Raw genomic sequence first — 20,291 nt, forward strand, 5'->3', positions numbered from 1 at the left:
CTCAACCCGGCGGCGGGCCCAGCTTCAACGACAGATCGATGGCCTGCACGTGCTTGGTCAGGCCGCCGATGGAAATGCAGTCCACGCCATCCTCGGCGATCGAGCGCAGGCCACCCAGGCCGACGCTGCCGGAGACTTCCAGAGGGATACGGCCGGCGGTGATGCGCACGGCCTCGCGGCGCAGGTCGGGGCTGAAGTCATCCAGCAGGATGCGTTCGCATCCGGCCTCCAGGGCCTGGCGCAGCTGCGCCAGATCCTCCACCTCGACCACCAGTGGCAGCGCGGGCCACTGCCGGCGTGCGCCTGCCACGGCGGCGGCCAGCGAACCGGCGGCGCGGATGTGGTTTTCCTTCAGCATCACCGTGTCGTACAGGCCGAAGCGGTGGTTGTCGCCGCCGCCGCAGCGCACGGCGTACTTCTGCGCCAGGCGCAGGCCGGGCAGGGTCTTGCGGGTGTCGAGGATGCGCGTGCCGGTACCGGCCACGGCGGCCACATAGCGGGCAGTGGTGGTGGCGGTGCCGGACAGCGTCTGCAGGAAATTCAGCGAGGTGCGTTCGGCGCTGACCAGGCTGCGGCTGCGCCCGTACAGCAGGGCCAGCACGGTGCCTGCGGTGACCGCGTCGCCTTCGGAAACCTGCCATTCGATGCGCACGTCCGGGTCGAGCGCACGGTGGGTGGCGTCGAACCAGGGGCGGCCGGCAATCACCCCATCCTGCTTGCACAGCAGGTAGGCGCTGTCGGCCTGGTCGGGCAGCAGGGCGGCGGTGACGTCACCACTGCCCAGGTCCTCGGCCAGCGCACGCGCGACATCGGCGGCGACAACGGCCGCATCCGGCGTCGGCAGCGTGCTCATGCGGCCGGGAAGTCGGCGATCTGGGCGGTCGGGATGGCTTCCTCGGCCAGCAGCACCGGAATGCCGTCGTCGACGCGGAACACCTGCTTGCGGTCGCGGGTGACCAGCGCTTCGCGCAGCGGCTGCGCCAGCGGGTTGCCATCGGCCTTGTTCACCGCGCCGGCGGAAATGGCCTTGTTGAGGGCTTCCAGGCCCTTGCCATCCAGCAGGGACAGGGGCTGGCGGGTGTCCGGCGACACCAGCAGGTCGAGCAGCTTGCGATCCATGGTTCTTCGTCTTGCGTGGAAGATGGCTAGAATACGTCTTTAAGGCAGGTGACGGCCAATGACCCCCAACCCGATCGCGCCGCTTGTCGGCATCGTCATGGGTTCCCGTTCCGACTGGGAAACCATGCAGCACGCCGCCCAGAAGCTTGAAGCCCTGGGTGTTCCGTTCGAAGTGAAGGTGGTGTCCGCGCATCGGACGCCGGATGTGTTGTTCAGTTACGCCGAGCAGGCGGGCCCGCGTGGCCTGCGCGCGATCATCGCCGGTGCCGGCGGGGCCGCGCACCTGCCGGGCATGATCGCCGCCAAGACCGCCGTGCCGGTGCTGGGCGTGCCGGTGCAGTCCAAGGCCCTCAACGGCATGGATTCGCTGCTGTCGATCGTGCAGATGCCGGCCGGCATCCCGGTCGCCACCTTTGCCATCGGCAATGCCGGCGCCTCCAATGCCGCGCTGTTCGCTGCAGCGATGCTGGCCAGCGACCAGCCGGCGATCGGCCAGGCGCTCGACGCCTTCCGTGCGCGCCAGACCGAAGACGTGATGGCCCACGACGACCCGCGCCAATGAGCCTGACCGTCGGCATCCTGGGCGGCGGCCAGCTCGCCCGCATGATGGTCCTGGCCGGTGCGCCGCTGGGACTGCGCTTCGAACTGTACGATCCGGCGGCCGACGCCTGCAGTGGCCCGCTGGCGCCCCTGACGGTCGGCGCCTTCGATGACCGCCAGGCGCTGGCGGACTTCGCGGCGAAGGTGGATGTGGTCACCTTCGATTTCGAGAACGTACCCGCCGACAGCGCGCAGTTCCTGGCCGACCGCGTGCCGGTCTACCCGCCGCCGGCCGCGCTGGCCGTGGCCCAGGACCGGCTGAGCGAAAAGACCCTGTTCCAGCAGCTGGGCATCCCGCTGCCGGCCTTCGCCGACATCCGCAGCCGCGACGAGCTGGCTGAGAAGGCGGCCGCGTTCGGCCTGCCGTGCATTCTCAAGACCCGCCGCCTCGGCTATGACGGAAAGGGCCAGTTCCGCCTGCGCAGCGAGGCCGACATCGACGCCGCTTGGGATGCGCTGGGTGCGCAGGTCGAGCGCACGGGCCTGATCCTGGAGGGCTTCGTGGCCTTCCAGCGCGAGGTCAGCGTGGTCGCCGTGCGTGGCCGCGATGGCAGCTTCGAGGCGTGGCCGGTTACCGGCAACTGGCATGTCGACGGCGTGTTGTCGGCCAGCGTGGCGCCGGCCGTGCTGTCCGACGCCGAGCGGCAGGCTGCGATCGGCTATGCCCGTCGCGTTGCCGAGCACCTGCAGTACGTGGGCGTGTTCGCGCTGGAGCTGTTCTGCCGCGATGGCGAACTGCTGGCCAACGAGATGGCGCCGCGCGTGCACAACTCCGGGCACTGGACCATCGAAGGCAGCGAGACCTCGCAGTTCGAGAACCATCTGCGCGCCGTGCTTGGCCTGCCGCTGGGCAGCACCCGCATGCTCGGCCATGCCTGCATGCTGAACTGGCTGGGCGCGATGCCCGATCCTGCGCCAGTGCTGGCCCAGGCCAGCGGCCATTGGCACGACTACGGCAAGGAGCCACGCGAGGGCCGCAAGGTCGGTCATGCCACGCTGCGCGATGATGATGCTGCGGCACTGGCCGATGCGCTGGACCAGGTTGGGCTGGAGCTGGGCCGCCCGTCCCAGGTGGCGCCGGCCGCGCACGCCCTGCGCAATCGCTGAGCAGGAGGAATGCCGGCCAGCGGCCGGCATTCCCCGGTATTCCTGCAACGATGTGGCGCGCCGGTGCAGGCATCGGCGCAACGTTCCCGGTGGTAGCGTGGGGCTCCTTTCCCAGGAGTCACGACCATGCTTGACTGGAATGCCTACCGCAAGGAACTGAAGGGCCGCATCGGCGAGATCGGCAAGCTCTCGCCGGATACAGTGAAGGGGTATGCCACCCTGTCCAACGCCGGCGCGCAGACCAACCACCTTGATGCGAAGACCCGTGAGCTGATTGCGCTGGCGGTGGCGGTCACGACCCGCTGCGATGGCTGCATCACCGTGCACGTGGATGCCGCGTTGAAGCACGGCGCCAACCGCGAGGAGATTGCCGAAGCGTTGGGCGTGGCCGTGTCGCTCAATGCCGGCGCCGCGCTGGTCTATTCGGCGCGGGTGATGGACGCGGTGGCCGCACACGAGAGTGCGTGATGCCACGCTCTGCTTCCCGGTGGGTTGCCGGCCAGCGGCCGGCACTCCCCGCGGTCGAGCAGCCGGCTCAGCGCAGCTGGCTCTCGGCGAATTCCCAGTTGACCATCTGCCAGAACGCATCCAGGTAACGCCCACGGTCGTTCTGGTAGTCGGTGTAGTACGCGTGCTCCCAGACGTCGCAGCACAGCAGCGGGGTGCTGTCGCCGGTCAGCGGGGTGCCGGCATTGCGGGTGGCCTGGATGCCCAGCTGCCCGCCCGGGTGCTGCACCAGCCACACCCAGCCCGAGCCGAACAGGCCCAGCGCGGTGCGGTTGAATTCCTCGCGCAGGCGCTGCGCGTCGCCGAACTGGCGCTTGACCAGTTCGCCGAGCCGGCCCTGCGGCTCGCCGCCACCGCGAGGGCGCAGGCACTGCCAGTAGAAGCCGTGGTTCCAGGCCTGGGCGGCGGCATCGAACAGTTTGCCCTGGGCGTGGCGGACGATCTCTTCCAGTGACGCTTCTTCCCACTCGGTGCCCAGGATGCCGGCGTTGACCGCATCGACATAGGCGCGGTGGTGGCGGCCGTGGTGCAGTTCCAGGGTCTGTGCGGACAGGTGTGGCTGCAGGGAGCCGGAAAGGTAGGGCAGGGCGGGCAATTCGACGGGCATGGACAGGTTCGTGGCCAGAGGGGCGGCGGCAGCCGGTTCCATCCGCTTACAATGGCGGCTACCGTGGGCAGTCTAGCCGACCACCGCGGTCGGTTTGTCCGACGAAGCAAGGAGTGTGGTTGTGGCGGTGATGCAGCAAATCCAGGCCGAGGTCGATCGTTACCCGCTCGTGCTGTTCATGAAGGGCACCCCGCAGTACCCGATGTGCGGCTTCTCCAGCCGCGCCGTACAGGCATTGATGGCGGCCGGCGCCGTCGCCCTGCGCACCGTCAACGTGCTGGAAGAGCCCGAGATCCGCGCCAACCTTCCACGCTTCTCCAATCTGCCGACCTTCCCGCAGCTGTTCATCAATGGTGAGCTGATCGGCGGCTGCGACATCGTCCTGGAGCTGTTCGAGTCCGGCGAGCTCAAGCGCATCGTCGAAGAGGCGACCCAGGGATGAGTGCCTGGCCATCGACGTCACCGACCGACGGGGCGCGCGATGGCCGCCCGTTACAGGATCGCGTGGTGCTGGTTGCCGGTGCGGGCGGTGGCCTGGGCAGTGCCGCGGCGGTGGCTGCTGCAGCCGCCGGCGCCACGGTGGTGCTGCTGGGACGCAAGCCGCGCCGGCTGGATCGGGTCTACGCCCAGGTCCAAGCCGTCGGCGCGGAACCGCTGCTGTACCCGTTGGACCTTGAAGGGGCGGGCCCCGACGACTATGCCGAGCTGGCCCAGGCGCTTCAGCGCGAACTGGGGCGGCTGGATGGCCTGCTGGTCTGTGCGGCACACTTTCCCGGATTGACCCCGTTCGAACTGGCCGATCCGGCCAGTTTCGCCCGCGCGGTGCACGTCACCCTGACCGCCCCGGCGTGGTTGGCCCAGGCCTGCCTGCCGCTGCTGCGGCAACGTGAGGATGCCGCTCTGGTGTTCGCCGTCGACGCTCCGGAGCGGGTCGGGCAAGCCTACTGGGGCGGCTATGGTGTGGCCCAGCATGGCCTGCGTGGCCTGATCACCAGCCTGCACGACGAACTCGGCCGCAGCCCGGTGCGGGTCAGTGGCCTGTACCCGGGGCCGCTGCGTACGGCGCTGCGTGCCCGGGCCTACTCGGTTGACCAGGATCCGGCCGCGCAGGGCCCGGAAGCCGCGGCTGCCGCGGCGGTAACCCTGTTGTCCCGCGCCGGCCATGCCTGGCGGGGGCGGATTCTCGATGCCAGCGGAGCGTTTCCCGGCGAGTGAGTCCCGGGGAAAGACGGAGTGAAGAACCCGTCACGATTGCGTTGCGATCTGGTGCCGTTTGTCGCACAACCGTCACATTGATGGCGTAGCGTGTTAATCTAGTGTTAACCGTTATGGCTGCCTTCAGCCAAGCGGTAGGGAACCCCAGATAACTCTCCGACCAGCCACCCGCAGGGCTGTTTGGATGCGCTTTTTTTCCGCCATCGCCAACTCGCATCGAGGCTACCGAAAAATGACCCACCCACTCCGGATGTCCAAGCTTACCCTTGGTCTCGTGGCTGCACTCGCCGCCGCTCCCGCCTTCGCCCAGAGCACCTCCGCCGGTGTCGGCGGCCAGGTGATGTCCGCCGCAGGCCAGCCTGTCGCCGGTGCTGAAGTCACCATCACCCACACCGAGTCGGGCACCGTTTCGCGTGCCACCACCGATGCGTCGGGTCGATACAATGCGCGCGGCCTGCGCGTGGGTGGTCCGTACACCATCACCATCACCAAGCCGGGTGCTGGCACCAAGACCGAAGAAGGTGTCTACCTGAACCTGAACCAGGTCAACACCGTCAACGCCAACCTGGGCGGTGACCTGGCTGCCACCAACCTGGACGCGGTCAATGTTGTTGCCGCTGCCGTGGGCAGCGATCTGTTCAGCGCCTACAAGATGGGCACCGGCACCAACGTCAACCGCGAGACGCTGGAGTCGCTGCCGTCGGTGAACCGCAACATCCAGGACTACATCCGCCTGGATCCGCGCATCTCGCAGGTCAGCAAGGCTGACGGCGCGATCTCGGTCGGTGGCCAGAACACCCGTTACAACGCCATCCGCATCGACGGCATCGGCGCCGGCGACCCGTTCGGCCTGGAATCCAACAACCTGCCGACCGAGCGTCAGCCGGTGTCGATGGATGCGATCCAGGAAATCAACATCGACATCGCCAACTATGACACCACCATCGCCGGCGGTACCGGTGCGGTGATCAATGCGGTGACCAAGTCGGGTACCAACAACTTCGGCGGCACCGTGTACTACGCGTACCGCGACAAGGACATGGTCCGCAAGGAGCTGGACGGCGTCCGCTTCAACGGCTTCGATGACGAGAAGACCTACGGCATGACCTTCGGCGGCCCGATCGTCAAGGACAAGCTGTTCTTCTTCGCCAACTACGAGAAGATGGAGCGCTCGGCTCCGGGCGTCAGCCTGACCGATTCGCCGTACGGCAAGGGCACCATCACCGATGCCGACATCGCCCGTGCGCAGCAGATCGCCACCGGTTACGGCTTCGACGCAGGCTCGCTCAATCCCCCGGCCAACAAGACCGAGGTGGAAGAGTACGCGCTGAAGATCGACTGGAACATCAACGAGAACCACCGCGCCGCGGTGCGTTACAACAAGCTCGAGCAGAACGTCGTCCGCTTCCCGCAGATCAGCAACAGCGCGATCTCGCTGAGCACCTTCTGGTACCAGCAGCCGAAGACCTACGAATCCTGGATGGGTGAACTGTTCAGCGACTGGTCCGAGAACTTCTCGACCGAGTTCAAGATCTCGCACAAGGAATACACCTCGGTCCGTACCACCCCGTCCAGCCTGCCGCAGATCCAGGTCCGTGGTTTCGGTGCCAGCGGCAATGACTCGCTGTACTTCGGTACCGAGCAGAACTCGCATGTCAATGCAGTCGAGAGCAAGGAGCTGAGCGCCTTCGGTGCCGCCAACTGGTACATCGGCGACCACACCGTCAAGTTCGGTTTCGACTACTCCAAGAACGACCTGATGAACTACTACGGCCGCAACGTCAACGGCGCGTATGTGTTCAACAACCTGGCTGATTTCGCAGCGGGCCGCGTCAACCAGTACGTGGTGCGTGCCCCGCGCGCGGGTGGCAGCTACGACGACATCCCGGCCAATTACACCCTGAAGAACACCGGTCTGTTCATCCAGGACAGCTGGGCGGTCAACAGCAACCTGACCGTGCAGGGCGGCGTCCGCGTCGACATGCCGGACTTCAGCAACCAGCGCCTGTACAACCCGCGCATCATGGAGCTGTACGGCTACGACAACACCAAGCTGCCCGACAAGAAGCTGGTGCAGCCGCGCTTCGGCTTCAACTACACCTTCGACAGCGATCGTCCGACCCAGCTGCGTGGCGGCGTGGGCCTGTTCGGTGGCGCGGCCCCGAACGTGTGGCTGGCAGGTGCCTACCAGAACACCGGCCTGAACTACACCGAGTACACCGTTCGTAACCAGACCGGCATTTTCACCCCGAACACCAACCCGCCGTACATCCCGGCTGCGGGTGCCGGTGCTCGCCAGAACGTCGACATCGCCGCGCCGGACCTGAAGCTGCCGTCGGTGTGGAAGTCGAACCTTGCCTTCGACCACGAACTGCCGTGGTACGGCATCGTCGCGTCGGCTGAGTTCCTGTACACCAAGGTCAAGAGCGGCATCTACTTCGAGCGCCTGGACCTGTACAAGAACGCTGGTGGCCCGTCATACACCCGTATCGGCCAGGACGGTCGTGAGCTGTACTGGAACCCGCAGGGCTACGTGCCGTGCGCCGGCACCAACTGCTCGATCCGCGAAGGCGCGACCGCCGTCGGCGGTGGCACCGTGGGTGGCAAGGCCAACCGTCCGGATGACATCGGCGACGTGCTGCTGATGCGCAACACCGACAAGGGCAGCAGCCGCCAGTTCACCGTCGGCCTGAACAAGCCGCTGACCGAGAACTGGGGCTGGTCGCTGGCCTACACCTACACCGCCGCGAAGGAAGTCAGCCCGCTGACCAGCTCGCAGAACACCTCCAACTGGGGCAGCACCCTGATCGGCACCGCCAACGAGAACGTGGCCTATGATTCGCGCTACGCGATCAAGGACCGCGTGACCGGTTCGATCAACTGGAAGAAGGCGTTCTTCGGCAACTACAACACCACCGTGGGCCTGTTCTACGAAGGTCGTTCGGGTCGTCCGTTCAGCTACATCTACTACAACGACATGAACGGCGACGCCGCTGCCACCACCGGCGCCGGCTACTTCAACGACCTGTTCTACGTGCCGAACGGCCCGGGCGACGTCAAGTTCACCGGCGGCGCGACGATGGAGAAGGCCTTCTTCGACTGGCTGGCTGCCAACCCGCAGCTGGCGAAGTACCAGGGCCAGATCGCCCCGGCCAACGCCTTCCGCACCAAGTGGGTCAACAGCTTCGACCTGCACATCGCCCAGGAATTCCCGGGCTTCGTGAAGGAGCACAAGGGTGAGCTGGCGCTGGACATCATGAATGTCGGCAACCTGCTCAACAAGAAGTGGGGCCGCATCGAAGATTACGGCTTCAACTCGACCGCCCGCGTGGCCAGCTACGCAGGTATCGATCCGGCCACCGGCAAGTACATCTACAACTTCACCGGCAGCACCGATACCCCGACCATCCAGGAAAACAACAACGACAAGGGCAACACCGGCGTGTCGCGTTGGTCGATGCAGCTGACCCTGAAGTACAAGTTCTGATCCGTCAGAGCCTGAAGATGTAAGTGGAAACGGCCGGGGAAACCCGGCCGTTTTCCGTTCAGGCGAAAGTCCTTGCAGGCGGCTCTGCATGGGCGTAGCATCCAGAAATGTGCGCGGCGCCAATGCCGCCGAAGCGGTCCCAGGCAGGTGATCACGGGCAGCACATATCCAACGGTCGGGTTTCCCGGCCGTTTTGCTTTTTAAGGGGGCGGCAGTACAGTCGGAAACCTTGAAGGAAGCGAAAAATTGGATATGACCACGAACGAAAAAGCAGCCCGCGCGCTGCCGGTGCAGGACGCACGGATCTACCCGCGCGGTGGGCTGGATGTGCTGTCGCGGGCCGAAGTGGCGCGCCTGCGCGATGCCTCCGCCGGCGGCATGCACGAGCTGCTGCGCCGCTGCGCGCTGGCCGTGCTGACCAGCGGCAGTGCCTCTGACGATCCGCGTGCGGCGCGCGATCTGTATCCCGATTTCGACATCCAGGTGGCGCAGCAGGATCGCGGCGTGCGCATCGACCTGGTCAACGCGCCGGCGATGGCCTTCGTCGATGGCGAGATCATCCGCGGCGTTGCCGAACTGCTGTTCGCGGTGGTGCGTGACCTGGCCTACATGGCCATCGAGATGGGCCCGGCCTATGCGGCCGAGCTGGAGTCGTCCGAAGGCATCACCAATGCGGTGTTCGGCCTGCTGCGCAACGCCCGCATCCTCAACCCGGGTGATCCGAACCTGGTGGTGTGCTGGGGCGGCCACTCGATCTCGCGCGACGAATACCTGTACACCAAACAGGTGGGCTACGAGTTGGGCCTGCGCGGCCTGGACATCTGCACCGGCTGCGGCCCGGGCGCGATGAAGGGCCCGATGAAGGGCGCCACCATCGCCCACGCCAAGCAGCGCCGTACCGTGACGCGTTACATCGGCCTGACCGAGCCGGGCATCATCGCCGCCGAGTCGCCGAACCCGATCGTCAACCACCTGGTGATCATGCCGGACATCGAGAAGCGCCTTGAGGCCTTCGTCCGCATCGGCCACGGCATCATCGTGTTCGCCGGTGGCGTCGGTACCGCCGAGGAGATCCTGTACCTGCTCGGCATCCTGCTGCGCGAGGAGAACAAGGATCTGCCGTTCCCGCTGATCCTGACCGGCCCGACCGTGGCCGCGCCGTACTTCGAGCAGATCGACCGCTTCATCCGCCTGACCCTGGGCGATGAAGCCGCCGAGCGCTACGAGATCATCATCGGTGACCCGGTGGCGGTGGCGAAGAAGATGGCCAACGGCATCAAGCGCGTGCGCGAACACCGCCTGGCGCAGAAGGATTCGTTCTTCTTCAACTGGTCGATCGAGATTCCGTGGGAGTACCAGCAGCCGTTCGTGCCGACCCACGAGGCGATGGCCGCGCTGGACCTGCACCACGGGCGTGCGCCGCACGCGCTGGCGGCCGACCTGCGCCGGGCGTTCTCGGGCATCGTGGCCGGCAACGTGAAGGAAGACGGCATGCGCCGCATCGAGCAGTTCGGGCCGTTCCAGATCCACGGCGACACCGACATGATGCAGGCCCTGGACGCGCTGCTGCGCGCCTTCGTCGAACAGCGCCGGATGAAGATCTCCGGCGAATACCAGCCCTGCTACCAGGTGCTGGCCTGAGCCTGCGCCGGCGCGATGGGGCTCGCGCCGGGCCGGACAGGAGAGGGCGGGTCGTCAAGCCTTTGACGCCCGTCGTCCCGGATTGACCGTTCATCCTGCCGCCGCTTGCCGGTGGCAGGGCGATGGCCCATCGTGGCCATCAACACGCTGGGGAGCGTCCAATGTCTTTGCGCCGGGAAAGCGGCTTCACGTTGATCGAGCTGATGGTCACCATCGCCGTGGTGGCGATCCTGGCCGCGATCGCGTTTCCGAGCTTCCAGGGCACCCTGCGTTCCAGCCGGGTGACCTCGGGCAACAATGAAATCCTGGGCCTGCTCAGCCTGGCCCGCAGCGAGGCGATCCGCAGCAACCGCGGCGGCGGCGTGTGCGGCAGCAGCGATGGCGCCAGCTGCGACGGCAGCTGGTCTGGCGGCATGCTGGCCTTCGCCGATACCAACGGTGATGGCGAGATGTCGTCGGGTGAGACCGTCCTGCGCTTCGTCAATGGAAGCCCGAAGCTGACGGTCAGCGGGCCGTCGGAGGTGATCGCCTTCGATGGCCGTGGGCGCCGCAGGGCCAGCGCCGATCAGCAGATCCTGCTGGAGCCGGATGTCTGCAGCAAGGACGCGCTGCACAAGCGCACATTGACGGTGAACGCCTCCGGGCAGATCCGCAGCACCAAGGAAGCCTGCCCATGAAATCCCGTTCCGTCCGCGCGCGGCAGGCAGGGGGCTTCACCCTGCTGGAAGTGCTGATCGCCATCATCGTGCTGGCATTCGGCCTGCTGGGTTTCGCGCTGCTGCAGACCATGAACGTCCGCTTCGTGCAGAGCGCCAACTACCGTACCCAGGCCACCAATCTTGCCTATGACCTGACCGAGCAGATGCGCAGCAACCGCTATCAGGCGGCGTGGTATACCACCGCGTCGTTTGCCGCAGGCAGCAAGACCGCCGAGAAGGCGTGCAGTGCCGATACCGGCGACGTCGCCATTTCCGCCAAGGTCGCGCGCTGGCAGTGCCAGGTGGTGAAGGCGCTGGGTGATGACGCCGGCGCGGAAGTCACCTACAACGGCGGCAACGTGAGGGTGGCCGTCAGCTGGGGCGACCAGCGCTGGGATCCGGACGATCCGGACAAGGCCACCACCTTCGCCCTGGATACGGAGCTGTGAGCATGGCCATGAACCGTCGTGCCGCGATGGCCGGCCTGTCGCTGGTTGAGCTGATGGTCGCGCTGGTGATCAGCCTCGTGCTGATGCTGGGCGTGGTCCAGGTGTTCATCGCCTCGCAGACGGCCTCCCGCCTGTCCGAGGGCGCCTCCCGCGTGCAGGAGAACGCGCGTTTCGCGCTGGATTTCCTGGAGCGCGACATCCGCATGGCCGGACACATGGGCTGCGTCAACGACCAGGCCCATGTGGTGAAGAACCAGGGCGACCCGGTGTCACACCTGGGGGCAACCTCGGGCGACGGCAGTCCGCTGGATTTCAGCGTGTCCATCCAGGGCTTCGATGCGCCCGAGACGACGCCGGGCGGGAGCCTGACGCTGGGCGCGGACTGGTCGGCTCCGACCGGCCTGCCTACCGCGATCGAAGGGCTCATCCCGGTACCCGCCGGCGGCAGCGACGTGCTCGTCCTGCGCTTCTTCGCGCCGGAAGGCGTGCCGGTCACTGCCATTTCCACGGACGGCGGCAACGCGCTGCTGGACATGGACAGCACCCGCGTCGCCCGCCTGACTGGCGGTGGCGTGGGTGATCCGACCCTGTTCGGCATCGCCGACTGCGGCCACGCGGATGTGTTCGCGGGCACGTTGAGCGCCGCACGGGTCACCGCCGCCTCGCTCGACCTGTCGCGCTATGCCGCGCAGCCCACCGGGCAGACGATGCTGTATCGCGCCGAGTCGATGGTCTATTACGTGGGCATCAATCCGGAGACGAAGCAGCCGGGCCTGCGCCGCGCGCGTGCCGACAGTGATGGCGCCTACTCGATCAACGAAGAACTGGTGGAAGGCATCGAAAGCCTGCAGTTGATGTACGGCCTGGACAACACCGCCAACATCAGCCTGGACACGCCGCCGGCCGGCAACATCACGCAGTTCGCTGCGGCCGATGGCGTCAGCACTGATGCCGATGCCGCGGGTGCCGCGCAATGGCTGCGCGTGGGGCAGGTGCAGGTGGGGCTGCTGGCACGCAGTCCGTCGCCGTCGTCCTCGACCCGCTCGGCCAATGCGCTGTCCGTGCTCGGCGTGGGCTTTGCCAACGGCGACAAGTCCGATGGTCATTACCGCTCCAGCTATGAAGTGTCGATTGCGCTGCGCAATCGCCTGTTCGGAAACTGACCATGACTCCTTTCCCGCGCTCCTTCCGGCCTGTCGTCGCTCCCGCCCAGCAGCGTGGTGCGGTGCTGTATGTGGCCCTGGTGATGCTCATCCTGCTGGCGCTGCTCGGAATTGCCGGCATGCAGGTGGCCGGCATGCAGGAAAAGATGGCGGCCAACTACCGGGCGGCCAACCGCGCTTTCCAGAATTCGGAAGGCGTGGTGCGGGCGGCCGAGCGTTCGGTGGAACAGATCACCAATCGCGAAAGCGTGAGCGAGGGCAGCCTGCTGCAGGCAGGGGATGTATCGCGTGTCTGCGATGACGGTTTCGATCCGGCCAGCTGGGCGGAGGACCGGCGCGACGAGACGTCGCCGGCCGTCAACGTGCGGCAGATCGACAGCTGCGTGGTCGGCGAATCGTCGCTGGACATGGGCCGACCGCTGGATGACACCACACCGATCTACCAGATCACCGGGTTCGCTACCGACGATGCCGATGCGAGCTCGTCGTCGGTGGTGATCGACACCGTATTCAAACTCTGAGGACGCAGGCCATGGCTTCGCGCAAATTCCGCTTCATGGCCGCAGGCGGCGCCGCACTGGCGCTGGGGGGAGGCTATTTCATCTACAGCCTGATGGCCGCCCAGGCCCAGGGCACGCTGGCGCAGGCGCCGCTGAACATCCAGGTGCAGACGCCGCCAGCGTTCCTGATGGCGCTGGACGATTCCGGTTCGATGCTGTGGGAAACGCTGAACAATACGCGCGACGGTGCTTATCGCTGGGATGGCAGCAGCTTCTACAACAAGGGAATAGCCAACGGATTCGATGGTTCGGGGCAGCGTTACCTGTATGTGTTTCCGAGTTATGGGCGGGATAGCAATGTGGCTATCCCGCCGTTGGATAACTTTGGATTCGCGCGTTCGCCAGATGTCAATTCATCCTATTACGATCCCCGTGAGAGCTACCCAGGCTGGAAGACGGGACTGTCTGCACCGGCAACCTCCAATTACCTGGAGATCAAAGCGGCCAGTGCTCCTCTCGATCCCCGGCCGGCCGGCGCGCCCGCCAAGATCGGTGGTGCGCTGAATCTGACGGCGGACTCGCTGTTGACCAGCATGCAGACTGGCGGCAGGGATTCGGGAAGCTGGCGATTCCGCTTCCGTTCCGGGATGAAACTGCCGGTAGGCACCCGTATCGAGCGCGGCCGGTGCAGCTTGAGCGGTGGAGCTGTGCAGGGGGAGGGAACGTTTGACAGAGTCACCCGTGAGACTTCCATCAACAGCTCAAGCTGCGACGCTGCTGTGGCTTTCTACCCGGCGACGTTCTTCCTTGAGAATCCCGCTACGCTTCCTGCGGATTACGGCTATACCGCCACACCGGTAGCTATTGCCAGTTCGCCGGGTGGCCGGCCGGGGACGCTGTACAAGTACGAGATCAAGCTTGCGAACTTCGGCAATAACCAAGCGAAGTACGACAATGCCATGCAGAGCTTCGCAAACTGGTTCAGCCTGTACCGGACTCGCCGCGAGGCGTTGATCGGCGCGGCCACCAATGCGCTGTATGACACTACCAATCTGCGAGTGGGCTGGTTCCGCATCAATGGTCGACGTCCAGTGACCATGTTCGACATGACGACCGAGTCGCAAAGGGCGAAGCTGCTCAGCGAAATCACCCGTGAAATGCGGGCCGACGACAGTACGCCCAATCGTTCTGCCGCCGACTACCTGGGCCAGCAGTTCCAGCGCACGGATGAAGGGGCTCCTGTGCTTCTGGCCTGCCAGAAGAATGCGGGCATGCTGTTCACCGATGGTTACATCAATGAAGATGGAAACACGACATTGATGAAGGATCTGGTGGCACCGTACTACAAGGGCCCTCTGGTTCCTTCGCTTGATAACGGTTCGGTGCCGGTTCCTGCAGAGTGCAAGGGTTCCAGTCCGGACGCTTCACTGGACTGCAACAAGCAGCTGCACATGAATTTCTACGGTGTGACGCTGGGTACGCAGGGCAAGGAGTTCGGCGTCAAGTACCTGCCGGACCCGGAGCGGCCCTGGGTCCTGAGTCCTGACCCCTACGTGACAAAACCCAATTTCCCGACCACAACGCAGAACCTCAAGCCGGAGGCAGTCGACGAGCTGTGGAACGCGGTGTATGACAGCCACGGCGAAATGGTCAATGCCACGCGTCCAGGCGATATCACTGCTGCCATGCGCCGTATCATCAGCAACGTCGCCCAGGGCGCAACGCCGTCCGGTTCACGTTCGTTGACCGGTGCGCGCATAGGCGTGGGCTCGCTGTCGGTGGAGCCATTCTACGAGGCAACCAACAACGGCACGGACTGGTATGGAAAGCTGCATGCCTTCAAGCTGAAGGTTGATGCGACCACCCGCGCGATCGTTTCTGAAGAAGCGTGGGAAGCGGCCGCGCAGATGCCGGCGGCCGCATCGCGCCGCATTCGCTTCTGGCGCGATGGTGCGCTGGTGGACTTCTCCGGTGGCAATGTCAGTCTGGCCAATCTGTGCGACAAGTCGGGTGTGATGTATCCGGGCATCCTGATCTGCAGCGCTTCGGAACTGGAAGGGCTGGCTACGGACTCGACAACGGCAGTGGCATACCTGCGCGGAGATGTCAGCCATGAGAAGCGCAACGGCGGCAAGCTGCGCGACCGCAGTACGGTGCTGGGCGACATCATCACCTCCACCCCGGCCCTGAGCTCGCCGCTGGATGACTACGGTTTCCGCCGCCTGCCAGGCTCGATGGGCACCAGTTATGCCGACTACATGGTCACCAAGCGCAATGACCACAGGTATATGGTCTATGCCGCTGCCAACGACGGCATGCTGCACGCCTTCGATGGCGGCATGGGGGCCGACGGGGAGATGGACGGTGAAGGTGGCAAGGAGCTGTTTGCGTACATTCCATCCACGTCGCTGGGCCACATGGGCAACCTGCTGCTGCCCAACGACCCCACCAACCAGAACGTCCAGCGCTTCCAGCATCGCTACTACGTCGATGGCCCGGTAACGGTCAGCGATACCTATGGCAGCAACGGCTGGACGACCTCGCTGGTAGGCACGGCCGGAGCTGGCGGGCGCAGTGTGTTCGCGCTGGATGTGTCCGATCCTGCCCAGTTCGGCGGTGCCGGCTCCCTGCTGTGGGAGATCAGCGACCTCAACGCCGCACTGGATGAAGAGGTGCGCGCCAACATCGGCCACGTGCTGGGCAAGCCGGTGATCGTGCCGATGAAGAACGCCGACGGTTCTGTGGGCTTCCGCGCGATATTTGGCAACGGCTATGAAAGCAGGAGTGGCAAGGCCGTGTTGTTCGTTGTCGACATGCTGGCCAGCAGCACGCCGACCATCCGCATGATCGAGGCGGTCGAGTCGGGTCAGAACCTGCCTGCCGGCAACAATGGCCTGGGCAATATCGTCGTGGTCGATCGCTGGGGTGGGACGAGCCAGAACGACCGGGTGCGCGACGGCCTGGCCGATACCGTCTACGCTGCTGACAAGCGGGGTGCGATCTGGAAATTCGACCTGCGCGACGATGCAGCACCGACGGCGCCGCTGTTCACCACCGATACCCACGTCGATCGCAGCGACCAGCGGACCTACCGCCAGCCGATTACCGGTGGCATGACGGTGACCACGGGGGCCTCCGGTGGTGTGATGCTGATCTTCGGCACCGGCAGCTTCTCCTACTACGGCGATGAGAACGACGCGGCGGTGCAGGCGCTGTATGGCATCAACGACACCGAAGTCGGGCAGCCCGGAACGACGCTGACCTCAGCCAACCTGCGTCCGTTCACGGCACAGTTCGACAATGGCATGCGCACCCTTTCGCCAGGGACTGTTCCGGCGCAGAGCCGTGGCTGGACTGTGACGCTGTCAGGCAAGGAGCGTGCGGTGGGTAATCCGCGCATTGTTTCGGGTGTGGTGTTCATGCCGACCTACATTCCTTCAGAGTCCCAGGGCTGTTCGGTGGATGGTGCGAACTGGGTGTTCGGCCTGCAGGCCAGCAGTGGCGAGGCGGCGATGTCACAGGTGCGCTTTGGTGCTCCTGATGGCGCGTCGCCCGGCGCAGGCACGGCTGGCGTGCCCTTGAGTACGGGCGGCAACGCGCCGGTGCGGGATGTCACCACTTCGGTGGTGCCACGGCTGGCGCCGCCGGACCCGGGCAAGCCTGGCAGTCCGCCGCCGAAACCCCCGGGCGATGCCTGCATGATGCAGATTTCGGTGGCTGGCGCGGAGCCGATGTACCTGCCGTACCCCTGCGGTCGCCAGTCGTGGAGGCAGATCCAGTGATCGACGTTCCTTCTTTGCAGGCACCAGGAGCCACCGCAATGCGTACACCGTGGATGGCGGGCCGCGTGGCCCGCGGTTTCAGCCTGATCGAACTGATGATCGTGGTGGCGGTCGTGGCGATCCTTGCTGCGATCGCCTATCCGAACTACAGCGCGCATGTTCTCAAGTCGCGGCGCGCGCAGGCCAAGGCCGATCTGGTGGAGTACGCGCAGCTGGCCGAGCGCTACCACACCATCAACAACACCTATGTGGGCTTCACCTTCCCCGGCGGAGCTGATTCCATCAACTCGCCACGCGAGGGCGGCACCGCGGCCTACACCCTGTCCATGGAGACCGGGCAGTCGACGTTCACGTTCACGGCAGCAGCGGCCAATGCGCAGACCAAGGACAAATGTGGCGACCTGACGCTCAATCAGGCCAACGTGAAGACGTCGCAGGCAACACTGTCCGACTGCTGGTAACGCGAGCGGGAAGCTGCCTGCAGGGCTGCGTGAAAGAGTGTTGCACTCTCGGTTCGAGGTGATTACAATGCGCCTCCCCGCCCGAATAGCTCAGCCGGTTAGAGCACTTGACTGTTAATCAGGGGGTCGTTGGTTCGAGTCCAACTTCGGGCGCCAAGCATTACGCATCAAAGGCTTGCGGTTATCCGCAGGCCTTTTTTGTTGTCAGCAGGGCGGACCGTCCTGGCTGCGGGTCGAGCGGATTCTGCCGCTGTTGCTGACGATGACGCGGGCATGCTCCCGGTCGTCCGCGCAGATGCGCAGCGTCAGGTTCGCTCCGGGACTGCGGCCATCCGGCTGGAAGTAGATCTGTGGCCGGCCGCTGCTGCTGGCGGCGCTGATCCTGACGCTGGAGAGGCCGGACTGGTGCAGCAGGATGGAGTCGACGGAGGAGGGGGGCTGTCGTCGCCCGTCGGTCCTGTACACGATCCAGCCCTGGCTCCAATCGTCGCCGCAGTGGTGCCCATCGGGGCTTGCGCACAGGCCGATCAGCGCACTGCGCATGATGGCCTGGTAGCGCGCGGTGGCCAGGCCGGACTGCAGGCCGAGGCGGGTGGATTCCGCACGTTGATGCAGCATCAGTTCCTGCAGGGCGGGCCAGCCGGCTGCCAGCAGGACGGCAAGGACCGCCACCACCACCAGTAGTTCGAGCAGATGCATGCCGTGCTGTGTGTCGGGGCTGGAAGCAGGAGGGAGGCGCATGCATCCAGCCTCGCTGCCTCGCAGGGACTGCACCATCAGGTAGCGCCGCGCTCGGCTGCCCGGAAACCCCTCAGCCGGCCGTCACTCCTGGCCCCGTATACTCACCTTTCCCGGGAACTGGCAACACCATGAGCGACCGTTTTGAACTCGTCTCGCCGTACTCGCCGGCGGGCGACCAGCCCGATGCCATCGCGAAGCTGACCAGCAACTTCGAAGCGGGCATCGCCAAGCAGACCCTGCTGGGCGTCACCGGCTCGGGCAAGACCTACACCATCGCCAACGTCATCCAGAACGTGCAGAAGCCGACGCTGATCATGGCGCCGAACAAGACGCTGGCGGCGCAGCTGTATGGCGAGTTCAAGGCGTTCTTCCCGCACAACGCGGTGGAGTACTTCGTCAGCTACTACGATTACTACCAGCCGGAAGCCTATGTGCCGTCGTCGGACACCTTCATCGAGAAGGACAGTTCGATCAACGAGCACATCGAGCAGATGCGCCTGGCCGCGACCAAGACCCTGCTGTCGCGCCCAGATGCGATCGTGGTGGCGACCGTATCGGCGATCTATGGCCTGGGTGCCCCCGAGGATTACCTGTCGCTGCGCCTGATCCTGTCCAAGGGCGAGCGCATCGACCAGCGCGACCTGATCAATCACCTGACCCAGCTGCAGTACACGCGCAACGAGTACGAACTGCAGCGCGGTACGTTCCGCGTGCGCGGCGAAGTGATCGATGTGTTCCCGGCCGAGTCGGACAGCGAGGCACTGCGCCTGGAGCTGTTCGATGGTGAGGTCGAGAAAATCACGTTGTTCGACCCGCTCACCGGCGAGACGCTGCGCAACATGCAGCGCTTCACCGTGTACCCGAAGACCCACTACGCGACCACCCGCGAGCGTGTGCTGGCGGCGGTGGACACCATCAAGGTCGAGTTGAAGGAGCGGCTGGAGCAGCTGTACGCGGAGAACAAGCTGGTCGAGGCGCAGCGCCTGGCCCAGCGCACCCAGTTCGACATCGAAATGATGGCCGAGGTCGGCTTCTGCAACGGCATCGAGAACTACTCGCGCCACCTCACCGGCAAGAATGCCGGCGAGCCGCCGCCGACCCTGTTCGACTACCTGCCGCCCGACGCACTATTGGTGATCGACGAATCGCACGTGACCATTCCGCAGATCGGCGCGATGTTCAAGGGCGATCGCTCGCGCAAGGAGACCCTGGTCGAATTCGGCTTCCGACTGCCCTCTGCGCTGGACAATCGCCCGCTGCGCTTCGAGGAGTGGGAAGAGCGCTGCCCACGTGCGATCTACGTGTCGGCTACGCCCGGTCCCTATGAGTATCGTGAAGCCGGTGACGAGATCACCGAGCTGGTGGTGCGCCCGACCGGCTTGATCGACCCGGTGGTGGAAATCCGCCCGGTCGGTACCCAGGTCGATGACCTGATGAGCGAGGCCAACGAGCGCATCAAGGCCGGCGACCGCGTGCTGGTCACCACGCTGACCAAGCGCATGGCGGAGAACCTCACCGAATACCTCACCGAGCATGGCATCCGCGTGCGCTACCTGCATTCGGACGTGGACACGGTCGAGCGCGTGGAGATCATCCGCGACCTGCGCCTGGGCAAGTTCGACGTGCTGGTCGGCATCAACCTGCTGCGCGAAGGCCTGGACATGCCCGAGGTGTCGCTGGTGGCGATCCTGGATGCCGACAAGGAGGGCTTCCTGCGCTCGACGGGTTCGTTGATCCAGACCATCGGCCGCGCGGCGCGCAACGTGCGCGGCAAGGCGATCCTCTATGCCGACAAGATCACCCGTTCGATGCAGGCGGCGATCGACGAGACCGACCGCCGCCGCGCCAAGCAGGTCGAGTACAACGAGGAACACGGCATCGTGCCGCGCTCGGTGGCACGGCCGATCGTCGACGTGCTGGAAGGCGCCCGGTCCGATGCAGCGGAGAAAGAAGCCAAGAAGGGCAAGGGCAAGAGCCGGGCAGGCGTGGCAGAGGAAGGGGCCGACTACCGGTCGCTCAGCCCGGCCCAGCTGGCCACCCGGCTCAAGGCGCTGGAGCAGCAGATGTACCAGCATGCCAAGGACCTGGAGTTCGAGGATGCGGCACGCGTGCGCGACCAGATCCGGCAGCTGAAGGAAGCCAGCCTGGGCTGAACACGGCAGGCAGCCGCATCTTCACAAAAGTGTTGCGCTTCACGGCTGGCATCCGTAATAT

General features: G+C 65.5%; 18 protein-coding genes and 1 tRNA gene. 15 read left to right on the top strand and 4 right to left on the bottom strand.

The window, feature by feature from the left end:
* Position 1 precedes the first annotated feature (1 nt).
* Together nadC and K5L94_RS07610 are read right to left on the bottom strand one after the other, a co-directional pair.
* Complete coding sequence (gene nadC / locus K5L94_RS07605; protein ID WP_053511397.1) at positions 2-853, bottom strand: carboxylating nicotinate-nucleotide diphosphorylase; 852 nt, start codon at positions 851-853, stop codon at positions 2-4.
* On the bottom strand, positions 850-1,119 hold the full coding sequence (locus K5L94_RS07610; protein WP_005408847.1) for a Trm112 family protein: 270 nt from the start codon (positions 1,117-1,119) through the stop codon (positions 850-852). The genes nadC and K5L94_RS07610 overlap by 4 nt, the downstream gene beginning before the upstream one ends.
* A 58-nt stretch (positions 1,120-1,177) precedes the next feature.
* Between K5L94_RS07610 and purE the strand changes: the two genes are divergently transcribed.
* The 3 genes from purE to K5L94_RS07625 all read left to right on the top strand — a co-directional run bounded on the left by purE (position 1,178) and on the right by K5L94_RS07625 (position 3,294).
* Entirely contained in the window at positions 1,178-1,681 is a 504-nt protein-coding gene (gene purE, locus K5L94_RS07615) for a 5-(carboxyamino)imidazole ribonucleotide mutase (RefSeq protein WP_005412808.1), read from the top strand.
* Complete coding sequence (locus K5L94_RS07620) at positions 1,678-2,826, top strand: 5-(carboxyamino)imidazole ribonucleotide synthase (RefSeq protein ID WP_053449286.1); 1,149 nt, start codon at positions 1,678-1,680, stop codon at positions 2,824-2,826. Before purE ends, K5L94_RS07620 begins: the two co-directional genes overlap by 4 nt.
* Before the next feature lie 126 nt (positions 2,827-2,952).
* A complete protein-coding gene (locus K5L94_RS07625) occupies positions 2,953-3,294 on the top strand; it encodes a carboxymuconolactone decarboxylase family protein (RefSeq protein WP_006429504.1) in 342 nt (113 codons plus the stop codon).
* A gap of 67 nt (positions 3,295-3,361) precedes the next feature.
* Here the strand turns inward: K5L94_RS07625 and K5L94_RS07630 are convergent, their stop codons facing one another.
* Entirely contained in the window at positions 3,362-3,940 is a 579-nt protein-coding gene (locus K5L94_RS07630; RefSeq protein ID WP_053451274.1) for a superoxide dismutase, read from the bottom strand.
* Positions 3,941-4,061: 121 nt separating this feature from the next.
* Between K5L94_RS07630 and grxD the strand changes: the two genes are divergently transcribed.
* The 11 genes from grxD (at position 4,062) to K5L94_RS07685 (ending at position 17,492) form a co-directional block, all read left to right on the top strand.
* Positions 4,062-4,382: a Grx4 family monothiol glutaredoxin gene (gene grxD / locus K5L94_RS07635; RefSeq protein ID WP_053449287.1), complete on the top strand. Its 321-nt coding sequence runs from the start codon at positions 4,062-4,064 to the stop codon at positions 4,380-4,382.
* Positions 4,379-5,155, top strand: coding sequence for an SDR family NAD(P)-dependent oxidoreductase (locus K5L94_RS07640; RefSeq protein WP_053449288.1), 777 nt, complete (start codon positions 4,379-4,381; stop codon positions 5,153-5,155). The genes grxD and K5L94_RS07640 overlap by 4 nt, the downstream gene beginning before the upstream one ends.
* Positions 5,156-5,387: 232 nt before the next feature.
* Complete coding sequence (locus tag K5L94_RS07645) at positions 5,388-8,642, top strand: TonB-dependent receptor (protein WP_053449289.1); 3,255 nt, start codon at positions 5,388-5,390, stop codon at positions 8,640-8,642.
* 252 nt (positions 8,643-8,894) lie between these two features.
* Positions 8,895-10,283: a nucleotide 5'-monophosphate nucleosidase PpnN gene (gene ppnN, locus K5L94_RS07650; RefSeq protein WP_006429576.1), complete on the top strand. Its 1,389-nt coding sequence runs from the start codon at positions 8,895-8,897 to the stop codon at positions 10,281-10,283.
* Positions 10,284-10,444: 161 nt separating this feature from the next.
* The gene (locus K5L94_RS07655) at positions 10,445-10,960 is read left to right on the top strand and encodes a GspH/FimT family pseudopilin (RefSeq protein ID WP_053449290.1); all 516 of its coding nucleotides are present in this window, start codon (positions 10,445-10,447) and stop codon (positions 10,958-10,960) included.
* Positions 10,957-11,430: a type IV pilus modification protein PilV gene (gene pilV / locus K5L94_RS07660; protein ID WP_053449291.1), complete on the top strand. Its 474-nt coding sequence runs from the start codon at positions 10,957-10,959 to the stop codon at positions 11,428-11,430. The genes K5L94_RS07655 and pilV overlap by 4 nt, the downstream gene beginning before the upstream one ends.
* Positions 11,431-11,432: 2 nt before the next feature.
* The gene (locus K5L94_RS07665; protein ID WP_080374888.1) at positions 11,433-12,593 is read left to right on the top strand and encodes a PilW family protein; all 1,161 of its coding nucleotides are present in this window, start codon (positions 11,433-11,435) and stop codon (positions 12,591-12,593) included.
* 2 nt (positions 12,594-12,595) lie between these two features.
* Complete coding sequence (locus K5L94_RS07670) at positions 12,596-13,114, top strand: pilus assembly PilX family protein (RefSeq protein ID WP_049456559.1); 519 nt, start codon at positions 12,596-12,598, stop codon at positions 13,112-13,114.
* A gap of 11 nt (positions 13,115-13,125) precedes the next feature.
* Positions 13,126-16,875 carry a pilus assembly protein gene (locus tag K5L94_RS07675; RefSeq protein ID WP_053449292.1) on the top strand — a complete coding sequence of 1,250 codons (3,750 nt, stop codon included), beginning with the start codon at positions 13,126-13,128 and terminating at the stop codon, positions 16,873-16,875.
* A gap of 38 nt (positions 16,876-16,913) precedes the next feature.
* On the top strand, positions 16,914-17,336 hold the full coding sequence (locus tag K5L94_RS07680; RefSeq protein ID WP_053449293.1) for a type IV pilin protein: 423 nt from the start codon (positions 16,914-16,916) through the stop codon (positions 17,334-17,336).
* Between the two features lie 79 nt (positions 17,337-17,415).
* Positions 17,416-17,492: transfer RNA gene (locus tag K5L94_RS07685), tRNA-Asn, on the top strand.
* Between the two features lie 48 nt (positions 17,493-17,540).
* Here K5L94_RS07685 and K5L94_RS07690 read toward each other — a convergent pair.
* Entirely contained in the window at positions 17,541-18,035 is a 495-nt protein-coding gene (locus tag K5L94_RS07690) for a GspH/FimT family protein (protein ID WP_053449294.1), read from the bottom strand.
* 170 nt (positions 18,036-18,205) lie between these two features.
* On the opposite strand from K5L94_RS07690, the gene uvrB reads away from it, so the two are divergent.
* Positions 18,206-20,230 carry an excinuclease ABC subunit UvrB gene (gene uvrB, locus K5L94_RS07695; protein WP_006429643.1) on the top strand — a complete coding sequence of 675 codons (2,025 nt, stop codon included), beginning with the start codon at positions 18,206-18,208 and terminating at the stop codon, positions 20,228-20,230.
* Positions 20,231-20,291: the final 61 nt, after the last annotated feature.

Source organism: Stenotrophomonas forensis, from assembly GCF_028752115.1.
GTDB classification, from domain to species: domain Bacteria; phylum Pseudomonadota; class Gammaproteobacteria; order Xanthomonadales; family Xanthomonadaceae; genus Stenotrophomonas; species Stenotrophomonas forensis.